Origin of the sequence: Rhizobium sp. WYCCWR 11146 (genome assembly GCF_013591995.1) — a bacterium.
In the GTDB taxonomy this organism is placed as follows: domain Bacteria; phylum Pseudomonadota; class Alphaproteobacteria; order Rhizobiales; family Rhizobiaceae; genus Rhizobium; species Rhizobium indicum.
In genome coordinates this window covers 193,776-208,115 of record NZ_JACCEY010000038.1, presented here as the reverse complement: position 1 = coordinate 208,115, position 14,340 = coordinate 193,776, and the positions used below count along the sequence as shown (strand labels likewise).

General features: G+C 61.1%; 14 protein-coding genes. 5 read left to right on the top strand and 9 right to left on the bottom strand.

Annotation, left to right across the window (positions count from 1 at the left end; translation table 11 throughout):
- Both HX899_RS30325 and HX899_RS30320 read right to left on the bottom strand, forming a co-directional pair.
- A complete protein-coding gene (locus tag HX899_RS30325; RefSeq protein WP_181294093.1) occupies window positions 1–954 on the bottom strand; it encodes an NmrA/HSCARG family protein in 954 nt (317 codons plus the stop codon).
- Between the two features lie 266 nt (window positions 955–1,220).
- Complete coding sequence (locus HX899_RS30320; protein WP_181294092.1) at window positions 1,221–2,195, bottom strand: quinone oxidoreductase; 975 nt, start codon at window positions 2,193–2,195, stop codon at window positions 1,221–1,223.
- 69 nt (window positions 2,196–2,264) lie between these two features.
- On the opposite strand from HX899_RS30320, the gene HX899_RS30315 reads away from it, so the two are divergent.
- Window positions 2,265–3,131: a LysR family transcriptional regulator gene (locus tag HX899_RS30315; protein ID WP_181294091.1), complete on the top strand. Its 867-nt coding sequence runs from the start codon at window positions 2,265–2,267 to the stop codon at window positions 3,129–3,131.
- 62 nt (window positions 3,132–3,193) lie between these two features.
- Here HX899_RS30315 and HX899_RS30310 read toward each other — a convergent pair whose 3' ends face one another.
- The 4 genes from HX899_RS30310 to HX899_RS30295 form a co-directional block, all read right to left on the bottom strand.
- Window positions 3,194–3,835 carry a peroxiredoxin-like family protein gene (locus HX899_RS30310; RefSeq protein WP_138328629.1) on the bottom strand — a complete coding sequence of 214 codons (642 nt, stop codon included), beginning with the start codon at window positions 3,833–3,835 and terminating at the stop codon, window positions 3,194–3,196.
- Window positions 3,836–4,334: 499 nt separating this feature from the next.
- The gene (gene cysN / locus HX899_RS30305) at window positions 4,335–5,831 is read right to left on the bottom strand and encodes a sulfate adenylyltransferase subunit CysN (RefSeq protein ID WP_171599283.1); all 1,497 of its coding nucleotides are present in this window, start codon (window positions 5,829–5,831) and stop codon (window positions 4,335–4,337) included.
- A gap of 1 nt (window position 5,832) precedes the next feature.
- Window positions 5,833–6,786: a sulfate adenylyltransferase subunit CysD gene (cysD, locus tag HX899_RS30300; protein ID WP_003546395.1), complete on the bottom strand. Its 954-nt coding sequence runs from the start codon at window positions 6,784–6,786 to the stop codon at window positions 5,833–5,835.
- A gap of 132 nt (window positions 6,787–6,918) precedes the next feature.
- Complete coding sequence (locus tag HX899_RS30295) at window positions 6,919–7,677, bottom strand: phosphoadenylyl-sulfate reductase (RefSeq protein ID WP_180195696.1); 759 nt, start codon at window positions 7,675–7,677, stop codon at window positions 6,919–6,921.
- Window positions 7,678–8,097: 420 nt separating this feature from the next.
- On the opposite strand from HX899_RS30295, the gene HX899_RS30290 reads away from it, so the two are divergent.
- The 3 genes from HX899_RS30290 (at window position 8,098) to HX899_RS30280 (ending at window position 9,519) form a co-directional block, all read left to right on the top strand.
- Window positions 8,098–8,544, top strand: a complete 447-nt coding sequence (locus HX899_RS30290) for an Rrf2 family transcriptional regulator (protein ID WP_003546399.1) — start codon at window positions 8,098–8,100, stop codon at window positions 8,542–8,544.
- A 95-nt stretch (window positions 8,545–8,639) separates the two neighbouring features.
- Window positions 8,640–9,026 carry a DUF6152 family protein gene (locus tag HX899_RS30285; RefSeq protein WP_138328625.1) on the top strand — a complete coding sequence of 129 codons (387 nt, stop codon included), beginning with the start codon at window positions 8,640–8,642 and terminating at the stop codon, window positions 9,024–9,026.
- 19 nt (window positions 9,027–9,045) lie between these two features.
- Window positions 9,046–9,519 (top strand): DUF6644 family protein, encoded by a 474-nt coding sequence (locus HX899_RS30280; RefSeq protein ID WP_181294090.1) that lies wholly within the window; start codon window positions 9,046–9,048, stop codon window positions 9,517–9,519.
- Between the two features lie 15 nt (window positions 9,520–9,534).
- Here the strand turns inward: HX899_RS30280 and betA are convergent, their stop codons facing one another.
- From betA to betI, 3 genes are all read right to left on the bottom strand, one after another.
- The gene (gene betA, locus HX899_RS30275) at window positions 9,535–11,184 is read right to left on the bottom strand and encodes a choline dehydrogenase (protein ID WP_181294089.1); all 1,650 of its coding nucleotides are present in this window, start codon (window positions 11,182–11,184) and stop codon (window positions 9,535–9,537) included.
- A gap of 171 nt (window positions 11,185–11,355) precedes the next feature.
- Window positions 11,356–12,819, bottom strand: coding sequence for a betaine-aldehyde dehydrogenase (betB, locus tag HX899_RS30270; RefSeq protein WP_181294088.1), 1,464 nt, complete (start codon window positions 12,817–12,819; stop codon window positions 11,356–11,358).
- Complete coding sequence (gene betI, locus HX899_RS30265; RefSeq protein ID WP_181294363.1) at window positions 12,816–13,442, bottom strand: transcriptional regulator BetI; 627 nt, start codon at window positions 13,440–13,442, stop codon at window positions 12,816–12,818. The genes betB and betI overlap by 4 nt, the downstream gene beginning before the upstream one ends.
- A gap of 152 nt (window positions 13,443–13,594) precedes the next feature.
- Here betI and HX899_RS30260 point away from each other — a divergent pair, with 152 nt between their 5' ends.
- Complete coding sequence (locus HX899_RS30260; protein ID WP_171599291.1) at window positions 13,595–14,149, top strand: HdeD family acid-resistance protein; 555 nt, start codon at window positions 13,595–13,597, stop codon at window positions 14,147–14,149.
- Window positions 14,150–14,340 lie beyond the last annotated feature (191 nt).

Below are 14,340 nucleotides of genomic sequence, written 5' to 3'. Positions count from 1 at the left end.
TTAGAATCCGAAGGACCGCTTATCGCCACGCCACCCCGTCTTCCGTAGATACTGCTCCCAGTTGAGCGTGTCGGGGTTCAGGCGGCGGCTCCATTCGAGATCGTGCTCCTTGCCGAAATAGCCATATTCGGCGGCATATTCGACCATCCCCAGAAGCTCCCGAACGAGAAGTTCGTTGGCGGCAAACTCTGGAAAATAGTGCAGCAGGCCATCCCGGGTGAAAGCGTTTCGATACGCGGCCTTGAGCCCGGTCACGTGCTGAAAGGTTTCGACCATCTCGCGCGGAGAAATGATGTCGCCAAGGATCGGCAGCGTTTTGCCGTTGTAACGCTCGGGATTTGAGAAAATTTCGAGGACGACCGGCCCGGTCGCCGTCAAGGGATCGACAAAAGGCGCTCGGAAATCTTCAGGAAGATAAACCGGCAGGAGCAGCGTATCGCCCTCCATGCGCGGCACATAATATTCGAGAAGATTCGTATAAAAGAATGCCAGCATGACGAAGGAATGCGAGATCGGCAGGCTGCGAATATAGTCTGCAACACGCGCTTTGTCGGTAAAATGCGGCGCATACTTCGTGCCCCTGGTGATCTCGTCGACATTCTCAAGCGTGCTGAAAACAATATGCCCGACGCCGGCCTCAACGGCGGCATCCGCCAGTTGTCGGCCGAGAGGCGCCTCGATTGTCTCTGGCGGGGCGATCGGCGGCGTCATCAGAAATGCGCCATCGGCGCCCTTGAATGCAGCGACGAGGTCTTTCTGAAGGCCAAGTTCGAGAGGGACGGTTACGATTTCAGCGCCGCGTTCCTCCAGACTTAAAGCTTCAGGGGAATCCTTTTTCCGGGTGAAAGCACGCACCCGGAAACGTTGGCTGTCAAGGAGTGTCGCGGCGACGCTGCGCCCCTGTTTGCTCGTTGCACCGGCAATCGCGATAAGTGGCTTTTCATGTGCAGACATAGAGCTGTAAACCTTTCCCTGTCATTGGCCGCCGACTGCGGTGCCAAGCGTCATTTTGCGGGAGAGCGGTCGGCCTGTGCCGAGAGCCCACCGCAATGGCGGGCACCCTATCTCAACAAGGTCCATGGCTATAGATATCTGAAATACATAACATAATGCCGTTTTATGGATAAATGGCGCCGGCCAAGCGCGTCGAAACCCGCACCGAGGACTGAAAGGCGCCGACAGCGATCCATGGACTCTGCCGGCGCTGTTTCTCTGGCTCATCAAGGGATCAGCAGGACACTGCCCGCCGAGCGTCCGGATTCCATCTCCTCGTGCGCCTTGGCAACATCGGCCAAACGATATTCGGCACCGATCTGCGAAACGATCCCTGTTTCCATCGCGCCGACTGCAGCCAGAGCGGCCTCGCGATACTGTCCGACGTCAGCGCACCAAGCCATGATGCTCGGATGGCAGAGCGCCTTGCCCGGGCGAAGTTCCTCGACAGGCACCGGTGGAATAGCACCGGCGGCCTGACCGATGGTGACAGCCATGCCGAATGGGCGGACAGAGCGTATGCTTTTGAGAAGTGTATCGCCGCCTATCCCGTCATAGGCGACGTCGACGCCAAGCCCGTTCGTGAGCCGCTTCACTTCCGCGACGATATCGGCGCCTCGTCCAACAATAAGGTGATCGGCTCCATAAGATGCGGCGAGTGCGGCCTTTTCGGAAGAGCCCGCCGTCCCGATCACGGTGGCATCGAGCGATCTGGCCCAACGAACGAGGATGCTCCCGAGCCCACCCGCGGCCGCATGGATCAGCACCTGAGTTCCTGCACCCACATCATAGGTCTTTTTCAACAGCATGTAGGCGGTCATGCCTTTGAGCAGCGAACTCGCTGCCGTCTTTACTGAAACGGTATCCGGAAGCTTGATTGCCCTTTCGGCGGCAATATTCCTCGTCGAGCGATAGGCGCCAACCGGAGGCCCGGCATAGGCGACGCGGTCACCTTTTTTGATCATGGAGACGCCAGGACCGACATCGTCGACGATGCCCGCCGCCTCGGCACCGATCACCGAGGGGTAGGACGGCATCGGATAGATGCCCTTTCGGTGATAGATGTCGAGAAAGTTGGTTCCGATCGCCTGATGGCGGATTTTTATCTCGCCATGACAGGGAGGTTCAGAATGGTGATGCTCCTCGACATGGAATTGGGTGATGTCACCGGGGGCGTTCAGCCATATGATTTGGTCGGTCATCTCTCGTGCTCCTTCATGGGCACAAATTAAGCGATGGCGTGATGTGTGAAAATTCCCTATTGTTTCACAATGAATGGGAGAGAATTCACAAAAATCGACTGGGACGACCTTCGGCATTTCTTGGCGCTCGCGCAGTCGGGAACGTTGCTTGGTGCAGCAAAGCAGCTCGGTGTCGAACACGCGACGATCAGCCGGCGCGTTTCGTCGCTTGAAGCCGGCCTGGGTCGCAAGCTCGTAGACCGCCGCGGACGGCGCATCATGTTAACCTCGGAGGGAGAGCAGGTTGCCAGGTACGCAGCTCTTGTCGCCGTGCAGACTGCGGCAATCGAGCAGCTTGGCCGCAGCAGCGCCACGGAATTGCGTGGCCATGTGAGGATCAGCGCGCCTCCCGCTCTCTCAAGCGTGCTGCTGGCAAAGCCGATCGCGGCCGTCAGGCGAGGCCATCCCGGTGTTCAGATCACGCTCGTCGGAGAAAAGCGCCTCGCATCCCTGAACAGACGAGAGGCCGATATCGCCGTGCGAATGTCGCGTCCGGAAGACGGCGATTACTCTATCGTCAAGCTCGGCGAGACAAGCTTCCATCTCTACGCATCAAAGACCTATCTCGAAACGGTTCCACCATCCGACTGGACCTTCATCGGTTACGACGAAACCATGAACGCCTCGCCGCAGCAGCTGCGGTTGATCGAACTGGCCGCCGGCCGGCCGATCGCCGTGCGGTCGTCCGTTCTGGAGTTTCAGGCCGCAACCGCATGCCTTGGCGCCGGTGTCGTCATGCTCCCCGATTTCGCCGTCCTGGAGTCCAGCGGTCTCCAACGCATTGAGACCGAACAGGCTTTGACAAGAGAAGTCTGGCTGGTTGTCCATTCGGACATCAAAGACGTTCCCTCAGTCCGCGTCGTGGTCGATGCGCTGAAAAACGCTCTCGGGAAATAGTAGTCCGCTCAGTTGGCTTGAGCACCACCCAGGCGGTAGGTCGTCGAGCGAGTTTTTCGTTGTTAATGTACGACTTGGGAAGCTACCGACATCAATTCCTGGGAATTCGGTGCCTGGAATGTCTGGAGCCCAGCCTCCAGAACTTCAGTGAAGCTCCAGCGTACGATACCCTCCCGGTCGATTAGGAACTGACCGACAAGCTGCCCGTGGTCGGCAGTCATCATCTGCTGATCGGCTTCCGTAATCTGATATCCTTCCTTCTCGTTGAGAAATTCGTCCATTGCCATCACGCCCATAGGCTCGGGCAACTCGCCCGGAAGATCGATCAGTATCGCCATGGCCGTGTCGATCCCGACCTCGCGTAGGCCGAAGGCTTGGTGCGAAGCCCGTACCGGGTCGGAAGCAGCAAGAAGATCGGGTATCGGATGGTAACGGAAATAGAGCCGTGCGCGTTCAACCGGGGTGTTTACCACCGCCAGGGATTGGACGCCTTTCTCACGCAGCATCGGGTTGAGATATGCCATGGCCGCGACATGGCGCCGGCAGAACGGACAATGCAGGCCTCGAAACAAACCGATCAACAATGGGCTGCGGCCACGAAAATCATCAAGTGCGATCTTCCCCTCGCTCGAGATCGCATCAAACACAACGTTCGGGACCCGGTCGCCCGGTTGTAGCGGATGGTCGACATAGCGCGTGGACATGGACAACCTCCTCGCTCGGGGATCAGTCGAGAAAAGGCAGTGCTTCGAGGTCGAGATTGAGCGTTGCAAGACCTGACCTCTCGTTTTACCGCACCGCCAGGATCCGATCTAAGAATGGCCCCACATTGGCCCGCGGGCAAGCGGTAAACAGCGAATCGTGAATTGAAAAAGTCCGTTTTCTGCAAACTCCGATTTTTTTAGGGGCGGTAGACACAGAAAATTGAGCTGGGGGACCTGTCAATTTTGCGTTCAAGCAGTGTGGGGCCGCGCAGCGGAAGTAAAACAGCATCAAGCGGCAACATTCGCTCAAATCACGAATTGGCTGACTTTTCGTTAAGTCCGGATTTTCGACTTTTTCAACACTATTCGGCCGGAAGCGGACACGAAGCCCTTGATCGGTTCTTTGCCGCTCGACAGGGAATCCGCCAGCCCTGCAGCCAGCGGATTTGGCTGCGGTGAGGGGGCCAGTCTTGCTGGCCCCTTATCCCTTATTCCCTTGTCAGATATCGCTTGCAGCGCTCGACCAGAGGTCGGCGGCTTCTGCCGCCGTCATGCGCCGCACCTCGGCCTCGTGGCTGCGGCTGGCGAAGAGTTCGCTTGCCATGATCTGCTCGGCAAGGTCGGCCGGAAGCGAGAGGATGACGCGGGCTTCGCCATTGTGCAGACCGCCAAGTTCCGTGCGCTTGCCGGTTACCATGCCGCCGGCGACCGTATTGTTGGTCTCCGGATCGATCAGGATGAAGGAGCCGGAAAGCCGGTTCTGCTCATAGGGGTCGAAGATCGCCGCTTCGTCGAAGACGAGCCGGACTTTGCCGATGGCGTTCATGTAGAGCCGCTGGGCGGCATTCCAGGTGCCGGTCTTCAGTTCCAACTGGCTGAGCGGCTGCACCTGAACGCGCTGGCGGCGGCTGCCGCTCTTCAGCCAGTAGCGTTTTCCGGGCTCGATACCCTCAGGCTGCAGCGCGACGATCTGCGCGTCGAAGGCAAGGCCGACCTGCGGCTGGGCGTCGATCGAGACGATCATGTCGCCGCGCGCCACGTCGACCTGGCGGTCGAGCACCAGCGTGATCGCGTCGCCGGCAACGGCCGCGTTGCGGACGAGATCGAAGGTGACGATCTTGGAGACATTGGCGACCATGCCGGACGGCAGGATCATGACGCTGTCGCCCGGCTTGACCGAGCCGCCGGCAACCGTGCCCTGATAGCCGCGGAAGCTTTCGCCGGGACGCGAGACGCGCTGGACAGAAAGGCGGAAGCCGACCGTCTGCGACGAGCGCACCGTGGCAAGCTCCAGCGTTTCCACCAGCGTCGGGCCGCTGTACCAGGGCATGGCGGCCTGGCCGGAATAGACGACGTTTTCGCCCTTCAGCGCCGACATCGGAATGGCGGTAATCTGCTTGACGCCGAGCGACAGGGCAAATTCCCGGAAATCATGGCTGATCTTGTCGAAGCCGGCGCGGTCATAGCCCGTCAGGTCGATCTTGTTGATGGCAAGCACAAACTGCTTGATGCCGAGCAGCGAGGCGATCGTCGCGTGCCGGCGCGTCTGCTCCAGAATGCCGAAGCGCGCATCGATCAGCAGAATGGCGAGATCGGCGGTCGAGGCGCCGGTCGCCATGTTGCGGGTATATTGCTCATGGCCGGGCGTGTCGGCGACGATGAAGGAGCGCTTGTCGGTCGAGAAATAGCGATAGGCAACATCGATGGTGATGCCCTGTTCGCGCTCGGCCTGCAGGCCGTCGAGCAGCAATGCGAAGTCGGGCAGGCCGAGATCGTTCTGCTTGCCGGTGGAATCGCGCTGCAGGGTGGCGGCCTGGTCTTCCTTGACCGCCTTGGTGTCCCAGAGCAGGCGGCCGATCAAGGTCGATTTGCCGTCATCGACGCTGCCGCAGGTGATGAGGCGCAGCGGCCTGGTATCGCGCACGGCCTTGAGCGGCTCGGCGGCGGGCAGGTTGACGACGGTTGCGGCCGAGACGGCGGTTTGGGCTGCGGTCATCTCAGAAATATCCTTCACGCTTCTTCTTTTCCATGGAGCCGGACTGGTCGCGATCGATGGCGCGGCCCTGGCGTTCGGACACCGTTGCGATTTCGAGTTCGGCAATCACCTCTTCGAGGGTGGTGGCCTGTGAGCGGATGGCGCCGGTCAGCGGGAAGTCGCCGAGGGTGCGGAAGCGGATCATGCCTTCCTGGCGGACTTCGCCGGGCAGCAGTTCCAGGCGCGGATCCTCGGCCAGGATCATCATGCCATCGCGCTCCACGAACGGCCGCTTCTTGGCGTAATAGAGCGGCACCAGCGGAATGTCCTCGGCCTGGATGTAGCGCCAGATGTCGACTTCGGTCCAGTTCGACAGCGGGAAGGCGCGCACGCTCTCGCCCTTGCGGATCATGCCGTTATAGATGTTCCAGAGTTCCGGCCGCTGATTGCGCGGATCCCAGCGATGATCCGGCGTGCGGAAGGAATAGATCCGCTCCTTGGCGCGGCTTGCTTCCTCGTCGCGCCGTGCGCCGCCGAAAGCCGCATCGAACTGGCCGGCATCGAGCGCCTGGCGGAGCCCCTCGGTCTTCATGATGTCGGTGAAGGCGGCCGATCCATGCGTAAACGGCGTGATGTTTTCGGCCTTGCCGCGCGGATTGATGTGTTCGATCAGATCGAGATCGTACTTCTTCGCGGTTTCGTCGCGGAAGGCGATCATCTCGGAAAACTTCCAGCCGGTGTTCACATGCAAAAGCGGGAAGGGCACGCGGCCGGGATAGAAGGCCTTGCGCGCCAGATGCAGCAGCACCGAGGAATCCTTGCCGATCGAATAGAGCATGACGGGACGCTCGAATTCGGCCGCAACCTCGCGGAAGATGTGGATGGATTCGTTTTCCAGCGCTTTCAGATGCGGGTCGAGCGGCGCCTTGGCGCTCTGCGGGTTGCTGAGTTCCGTATCCGGACGGCTATCGGGCATGTTTTACTCCAGACTGTCGATCGTTTGCGGGTGCCCGCAAAGCAATTCCTTGATGTTGGTTTTCCCCGGGAAGTTGGCTTTCCCAAGGCTGCGGCGGTCGCCGCGCCCTGATTGGGAAAGCCGTGGGGTGATTTACTGTGCGGCGATCGCTGCGGCCTCTTCGGCGACATGCAGGCCGCATTCGCGCGTTTCGTCCTGCTCCCACCACCAGCGGCCGGCGCGTTCCGGCTCGCCAGGCTTGATCGCCCGCGTGCAGGGTTCGCAGCCGATCGAGGGATAACCGCGAGCGTGCAGCGGATTGACCGGCACGCCGTTTGCGGAAACGAAGGCCTTGATCGCCTCCAGGTCCCAGTCGGCGAGCGGATTGACCTTCAGCAGGTGGCGTTCGGCGTCATATTCGGCAAACGGCGTTTCGGCGCGGTTGGCCGATTGGCCGCGGCGCAGGCCGGTGATCCAGATCGCAGCACCGTCGAGGGCCCGCGCAAGCGGCTTCAGCTTGCGCACGCCGCAACAGGCATGCCGGGCTTCGACGCTCTCGTAGAAACCGTTGAGGCCGTATTGCGCCGCATAGGCGTCGATATCGGCCTTCTCGGGCTCGAAGCGATGGATATGGATGTCGTACTGGCTTTCGGTCTCTTCGATCAGCGACAGCGTCTCGGCGAACAGCCGGCCGGTCTGCAGCGTGGCGATATCGATCGGCAGGCGGTGCGTGCCGATCTCGGCGGTGATTACCTGGTCCTCGATGCCGAGTGACGTCGTGAACACCACGCGGCCGCCAAGGCCGGAGACCAGCGACAGACGTCCGGCAAGGTCGAGGCCTGCCAGCCTGTCGTTCAGCGCCTGGGCTTCCGCAATCGGCCCTTCTTCCGCAATCGCATTGATAGCAGTCATGAGAATCCTGTCCTTTGTTGTCAGGAGTATCGCAGTTCACGCATGGATCGGACAGGAAAAGGGATTTCGAAAGCTGCGGCCGGAGGAGCAAATATCTCTCCGAAGCTGCCGCGATGCAGAAAAGCAGCCGCCTGCGGATGAAAATCCACATCGGCAACTCGAAAGTCTATAGAAATAGTAGAGTTACACGCAGCCTGTCAATCCGAAATCTGAATTGATGCCGAAAATGGTGCAGAAGGCGCGGTTTTGGCATAGATTAAGAGAGCTTGGCCGAGGGCGAAAAACAAGGCCAAAACGCTTGTCTCTCAAGGCTTTCTCCGGTGCGTTCAAATTCCGTTCATGCTGGTTGTGCCATAGAGGCAAAAGAACTTCCGTAGCGGTGCGAAGATTCGTGCCGCCTGTGTGTGTCGATGGTCAAAAATGATTACGCAAAAGGCGAAATATGCGCTGCGGGCGCTCACGGTCTTGGCTGATGCCGATGCCGACGAACCGGTGATGATTTCCGATATCGCGGCGCAGCAGAAGATCCCGAAGAAGTTCCTCGAACAGATCCTGCTCGACCTGAAACATCACGGCGTCGTCGCCAGCCGCCGCGGCAAGCAGGGCGGTTATCTCCTGCTGAAGCCCGCCCACACCATCACCTTCGGCGAGATCCTGCGCATCATCGATGGTCCGATCGCGCCGCTTCCGTGTCTGTCGATCACCGCCTACCGCCGGTGCGACGATTGTGACGGCGAACAGAACTGCCAAATCCGCCACGTCTTCGCCAAGGTGGCGGATGCCACCCGCAAAGTGCTGTTCTCCACCACCATCGCCGATGCCATCGCCCCAAAGCACAGCGCCGAAGTCACCCGGCTGCTGGCCTGAACGTACGCCGGCCTCTTTCTTCAAGATTTGGTGAAATCCCTTTTCCTCCGGCTTCGATGCTCCACCTGCCTGTCCATACGGGTAGGGAGGACATCATGTTTAGAATTTCAGCACGGCAAGTAGTGGCTGCGGCCATGCTTTCGATGGCTTTCGCCACCGGCGCAATTGCCCATCACGGCTGGTCCTGGGCCGAGGCGGATCAGATCGAGCTTCGCGGCACCATCGAGAAGATCTCCATGGGCGGACCGCATCCGACGCTCGATGTCGCCACCGCCGATGACGGCGTCTGGCTCGTCGAACTCGGCAATCCGCGCCAGACGGAACGCTCCGGTTTCGTCGAAGGTGTGGCCAAGCCCGGCGACCAGGTGGTGGTCCTTGGAAACCGTTCGCAGGATCCAAAAGAGAAGCGGCTGAAGGCCGTGCGCCTCACCATCGGCGAGAAGCGCTACGATATCTATCCCGACCGCATCAAGACGAACTGACCTCTGGGCGAACTGAGCTGTGATCGACATTCTCGAATGGCTGTCGGCAACGACACCTGCGCTCGCGCTCCGGCGCTCCGGAACACTCTACATGTTCGTCAACGCAGCCCATATCCTGGCGATCGGCCTTTTGGTCGGCGCCATCCTGCCGCTTGATCTGAGGCTCGCCGGCTTCTTCCGCAAGGTGCCGGTTGAGATTGTCGCGCCGTTTCTCTCCCGCGCCGCCGGTGTCGGCCTTGCCGCGGCCATTGTCACCGGCTTCTGCCTGTTCAGCGTCCGGGCGGTCGAATATGCCGGCAATCCCGCCTTCCTTGCCAAGCTTTGCCTGATCGCCCTCGGCCTTCTCAACCTATCGATCGTTCATTTCGGGCGAGGCTGGAAAACGGCGGTGTCGACAGGCATCGTCCGGCCCGGCCTGCGCTTCTCCGCCGCCCTGTCGGCCGCGTTGTGGATCGCCGCCGTCATAGCCGGACGGTGGATCGGTTTTCTCTGAAACCGGATAACCGGATCAGCGATCGCTGACCGCCGCGCGCGGGTTGACCCAGGGTTCCTGGTTCGAGCGCGCCAGCGGCTGTTTGCCGAGTATATGGTCGGCCGCCTTCTCTCCCGTCATGATCGAGGGCCCGTTCAAATTGCCGTAGGTGACGTGCGGGAAGATCGAGCTGTCGGCGACACGCAAGGCCTCGACGCCGATCACCCGCGTTTGCGGATCGACCACCGCCATCGGATCGTCCTTGGCGCCCATCCGGCAGGTGCCGCAGGGGTGATAGGCGCTTTCCAGATGTTCGCGCAGGAAGGCGTCGATCTCCTCGTCGCTTTGCACGCCTTCGCCCGGCTGGATCTCCGGCCCGCGATAGTCGTTGAAGGCGCTCTGCCCGAAGATCTCGCGGGTGAGGCGCACGCAGTGGCGGAATTTCTCCCAATCCTCCGCATGGCTCATATAGTTGAAGCGCAGCACCGGATCGGCTTTGGGGTCGGCGGAGCGTAAGCTGACGCTGCCGCGCGATTTCGAAAGGTTGTAGCCGACGTGAACCTGGAAGCCGTGGCTCTTCGCCGCCGCCTTGCCGTCATAGCTGATTGCCACCGGCAGGAAGTGGTACTGGATATCCGGCTGCTTCAGCCCGGGTGCCGAGCGCAGGAAGGCGCAGGCCTCGAACTGGTTGGAGGCGCCGAGCCCGCCGCGCGAGAGCAGCCATTGGGCGCCCGCCACCCCCTGCCAGAACCATGGCAGCCAGGAATAGAGCGACACCGGCTTGGTGCTCACCTGCTGGAAGTAGAATTCCATATGGTCCTGCAGGTTGGCGCCGACGCCCGGCCGGTCGGCCTTCACCGTAATGCCCATGTCCTGCAGATGTTGGCCCGGACCGATGCCCGACAGCATCAAGAGCTTCGGCGAATTGAAGGAGGAGGCCGAGACGATCACCTCGCGGTTCGCCTTCACCACCTCCATTCTGCCGTTGCGTTCGATCTCGACGCCGGTCGCCCGCCCGTCCTGGATCACGATCTTCTGGGCAAAGCCGTAGACGATGCTGACATTGTCCCGTTTCAGCGCCGGTTTCAGATAGGCGTTGGCGGCAGACCAGCGGCGGCCGGAAAAGATGGTCTGCTCCATCAGACCGAAGCCTTCCTGCTTGCTGCCGTTATAATCCTCCGTCGTCTCGAAGCCTGCCTGTTTGCCGGCTTCGACGAAGGCTTGGAAGAGCGGATTGGTGAAGCCGCCGCGCTGGACATGCAGCGGCCCGTCGGTGCCGCGCCAGCCTTCTTCGCCGCCATGCGAATGTTCCATCCGCTTGAAATAGGGAAGCACGTCGGCATAGGCCCAGCCGCTGGCGCCGAGCTCTTCCCAGCGGTTGAAATCCTCGGCATGACCGCGCACATAAACCATGCCGTTGATCGACGAGGAGCCGCCGATCACCTTGCCGCGCGGCGCGGTGATGCGCCGGTTGTTGAGGTTCGCCTCCGGCTCGGACAGATAACCCCAGTTATAGCGCTTCATGCTCATCGGCCAGGCAAGCGCTGCCGGCATCTGGATGAACGGCCCGAAATCGCTGCCGCCCGCCTCGATGACGAGAACGCTGTTCTTGCCGTCTTCCGACAGGCGGTAGGCGAGGGCGGAACCGGCGGAGCCCGAGCCGATGATGACGAAATCTGCTTGCATAGTCTTGTCTTTCCTAGAGCCTGCCCCTCATCCGGCTGCCGCCACCTTCTCCCCGCTCGCGGGGAGAAGGGATATGCCGCACCGTTTCGGCATTCTTAAGCGCCCCGTATGCCACGTCCCCTCTCCCCGCAAGCGGGGAGAGGGTTAGGGTGAGGGGCAACCAGATGTTCTTCAATAAGGCGCCACCACCGGCCCCATGCCCACGTAAACCGTCTTCAGTTCGGAGTAATGCTCCAGCGCCGCAAGCGAATTTTCGCGGCCGAAGCCGGATTGTTTCGAGCCGCCGAAGGGGATTTCCACCGGGCAGAGATTATAGGTGTTGATCCACAGCGTGCCCGCTTCCAGCCGGTCGACGACGCGGTGGGCGCGGGTGAGGTCGGCGGTAAAGACGCCGCCGGAAAGGCCGAATTCGCTGGCATTGGCCCGCGCGATCACCTCGTCCTCCGAGTCGAAATCGAGCACTGACATGACCGGCCCGAAGATCTCCTCGCGAGCGATGCTCATGTCGTCGGTGACATCGGCAAACACCGTCGGCTGCACGTAATAGCCTTCGCCGGAGACGTTGTTCGGAATGCCGCCGCCGGCAATCAGTGTTGCGCCCTCGGCCTTGCCCTTCTCGATGTAGGAGATCACTTTCTCGCGCTGCGCCCAGGAGACCATCGGCCCGACCTGCGTCGCCTCGTCCATCGGATCGCCGATCAGCATCGCCTCGGTGCGCGCCTTCAGCCGCTTCAGGAATTCGTCCTTGATCGCCTTCTGCACGAAGACGCGCGTGCCGTTCGAGCAGACCTGGCCGGTCGAATAGAAATTGCCGAGCATCGCCCCGCCGACCGCCGAATCGAGATCGGCATCGTCGAAGACAACAAGCGGCGACTTGCCGCCGAGTTCCATCGTCACGTGCTTGAGATTGCCGGCGGCAGCCGCCGCCACCCTGCGCCCGGTCGGCACCGAGCCGGTCAGCGACACCTTGGCGACATCGGGATGGTTGACGAGCAGCGGCCCGGTGTCGCGGTCGCCCTGGATCACATTGAAGAGCCCCTTCGGCAGTCCTGCCTCATGCAGGATCTCGGCGATCTTCAGCGCGCCGAGCGGCGTGTTCTCCGACGGTTTGAACACCATGGCATTGCCGCAGACAAGCGCCGGCGCAGCTTTCCAGCAGGCGATCTGCTGCGGATAGTTCCAGGCGCCGATGCCGACGCAGACGCCGAGCGGCACCCGCTTGGTATAGGCAAAATCCTGGCCGAGCGGGATCTGCGAACCGTTGAGGCCGGCCGGCGCGATACCGCCGAAGAATTCGAAGGCATCAGCACCCGATGTCGGGTCGGCGACAACAGTCTCCTGGATCGGCTTGCCGGTATCGAGTGTTTCGAGTTCGGAGAGCGCCCGGTTTCTCTCGCGCATGATGTCTGCTGCCCGTTTCAGGATGCGGCCGCGCGCCATCGGGCTCATCGCCGCCCATTCCGGCTGGGCACGTTTGGCGGCTGCGATCGCCCGTTCGACGATCGCGGGCGTTGCGGCATGCAGCCGGGCGATCACCTCGCCGGTCGCCGGATAGAGGCTCTCGATGACTGTGCCGTCGGTATCCTCGACATATTCGCCATCGATGAAGTGCGAGGCTTTCGGCTGGGCTTTCATGTCATTTGTCCTTGGGTGGTTCGATGTGGTCGTCCCTTCCCGCTCCGGGGAGAGGGGGAGGCGGTGGCCAAAAGCGCATTCAGATAATCTTCAGTCAGCGCGATCGAGGCTTCAATGCCGATCGGCGCGGATTTCAGACTTTGCCTGATATAGAGCCCGTCGATCATCGCCGCAGCGCCTTCGGCGATGCGTTCTGCGGCGTCAGCGGGCAGCAGCACTTTCAGATCGGCCAGCAGATTGGAGCGCAGCCGTCGCGCATAGATCACCAGGAAGCGCCGCGTCTCTTCCGAACGCTGCGCTTCGGCGTAAAAGGCAAGCCAGGCGGCAATCGTGCCCGGCGCAAACTGGTCGGCATGGAAGCTGACGCGGATGACGGCCGAAAGCCGGGCGCGCGGCGTCCTGGCGGTCCTGAGTGCGGCCACCGTATCGCTGCGCAATTGTCTTAGAAGCGAGCGGATCGTTTCGATCAGCAATTGTTCCTTGCTGCCGAAATAATGATGCGCAAGGGCTGGCGACACGCCGGCCTGCCGGGCGATGTCGGACATGGTGACGGCAAGCGAGCCGTGATCGCCGATCACCCGCAGCGCCGCATCGACAAGCGCCTTGCGGCGCACCGGCTCCATTCCGACCTTCGGCAACAGACCACTCCTTGAAATCAGCGACAGGTTATTTTTGATTGACTGATCAATCAATAAAAATCTTTCTCGATTTGGCCCGGCGCAGGTCTTTCCCTGAAAAATTGCTGCAACATATTCTGAATCTCAGGAGGTGGATCATGGCCGATGTCTTTGAGGGAACACCGACATCTTCGCTGCAGTCGAAATGGATCTGGTTCGCCGGCCTCGGCGTGCTGCTGCTCGTCTGCGGTCTGATCGCGCTCGGCAATCTGATGCTCGCCACCGTCGTCTCGGTCTATTATGTCGGCATGCTGATGCTGTTCGGCGGCGTGATCTATCTCGTCCATGCCTTCCAGGTGCGCGGCTGGGATCACGTGCTGTTCTGGATACTGAGCGGCCTGCTCTATGTGCTTGCCGGCATCTGCGCCTTCATCAACCCGATCCTGACTTCGGCGGCGCTGACACTGTTTCTGTCGCTGGCGCTCGTCGTCGCCGGCGTCTTCCGCACCTGGGTCGGCATGCGCATGAAGCCGGTCAAGGGCTGGCGCTGGATCGTCGCAAGCGGCGTCATCACCGCTCTTGCGGGTTTCGTCATCGCGCTCGGCTGGCCGGTGAACAGCCTGTGGATCCTCGGCCTGTTCCTGGCCGCCGATCTCATCGTCCAAGGCTCGACGTTGATCGCCTTCGGCCTCGGCATCCGCAGTTCAAACTGATGCCGCTGACCGTTCTTTTTTGACAAGCCCCGTTCTTTTTTGACAAGACTAGGACAGGGGATTAGACTTAACGGGTTACAGGCCGGTCCCGCGCAAGCGAACGGTCTGAGTGCGAATGCACCAAGGCACCGGCGAAATCGCCGAGAATGCTAAAAATGGTCATGCGTCCCCCAGAGGCAGGGTTCTGCCTG

Coding starts and splice junctions, on each gene's coding strand:
- HX899_RS30310 (WP_138328629.1), bottom strand. CDS start 3,835: ATGTCCACGCGCTATGTCGACCATCCGCTACAACCGGGCGACCGGGTC.
- betB (WP_181294088.1), bottom strand. CDS start 12,819: ATGAAAGCCCAGCCGAAAGCCTCGCACTTCATCGATGGCGAATATGTC.
- cysD (WP_003546395.1), bottom strand. CDS start 6,786: ATGCCCGATAGCCGTCCGGATACGGAACTCAGCAACCCGCAGAGCGCC.
- cysN (WP_171599283.1), bottom strand. CDS start 5,831: ATGACCGCAGCCCAAACCGCCGTCTCGGCCGCAACCGTCGTCAACCTG.
- HX899_RS30290 (WP_003546399.1), top strand. CDS start 8,098: ATGATTACGCAAAAGGCGAAATATGCGCTGCGGGCGCTCACGGTCTTG.
- HX899_RS30285 (WP_138328625.1), top strand. CDS start 8,640: ATGTTTAGAATTTCAGCACGGCAAGTAGTGGCTGCGGCCATGCTTTCG.
- HX899_RS30260 (WP_171599291.1), top strand. CDS start 13,595: ATGGCCGATGTCTTTGAGGGAACACCGACATCTTCGCTGCAGTCGAAA.
- betA (WP_181294089.1), bottom strand. CDS start 11,184: ATGCAAGCAGATTTCGTCATCATCGGCTCGGGCTCCGCCGGTTCCGCC.
- HX899_RS30325 (WP_181294093.1), bottom strand. CDS start 954: ATGTCTGCACATGAAAAGCCACTTATCGCGATTGCCGGTGCAACGAGC.
- HX899_RS30320 (WP_181294092.1), bottom strand. CDS start 2,195: ATGACCGACCAAATCATATGGCTGAACGCCCCCGGTGACATCACCCAA.
- HX899_RS30315 (WP_181294091.1), top strand. CDS start 2,265: ATGAATGGGAGAGAATTCACAAAAATCGACTGGGACGACCTTCGGCAT.
- HX899_RS30295 (WP_180195696.1), bottom strand. CDS start 7,677: ATGACTGCTATCAATGCGATTGCGGAAGAAGGGCCGATTGCGGAAGCC.
- betI (WP_181294363.1), bottom strand. CDS start 13,442: ATGGAGCCGGTGCGCCGCAAGGCGCTTGTCGATGCGGCGCTGCGGGTG.